Annotated in this window: 1 protein-coding gene; it reads right to left on the reverse strand. The window is 36.9% G+C overall.

All coding sequences use genetic code 11. The features are described 5' to 3' along the window. Nucleotides 1-128: 128 nt before the first annotated feature. Nucleotides 129-385 (reverse strand): hypothetical protein (locus tag CWB77_RS18520; protein ID WP_138623876.1); only part of this gene is annotated, 257 nt, incomplete at its 5' end.

Below are 385 nucleotides of genomic sequence, written 5' to 3' on the forward strand. Positions count from 1 at the left end.
GTCGTTCTCCGAGTAAAATTGCTATCCTGCGATGCTCAAAGGTCTTCAGTGCCATGTCAACTTTCCTATAAATTTATAGGTGATATTTACGTCAGTAACATTTGACCATTCTTAATTTTCTATAAAATTTAGGCGGATTTAGGTGGGCGGAATGGCACCGAGATATAGCCTTTTAGCTCAGGGGAAACTAAGTCGTAGGTAGGGAAAGATTCTATTGCTTGTAAAATATTACAAGAAGAATCTGTATTTAAAATTAACTGACAGCAGCAACAAAATTTACAATTATCAATTAAAGTTTGGCAATAACCGTCCTCAACTAAAGTAGCGCTTTCAGGAGCTTTTAGCTGGGCAAGAGAGTCTGTGAGTGATCTATTAAAAGACCTTT

The sequence above is a fragment of the Pseudoalteromonas sp. S1610 genome, from assembly GCF_005887465.1.
Classification (GTDB): Bacteria; Pseudomonadota; Gammaproteobacteria; order Enterobacterales; family Alteromonadaceae; genus Pseudoalteromonas; species Pseudoalteromonas undina.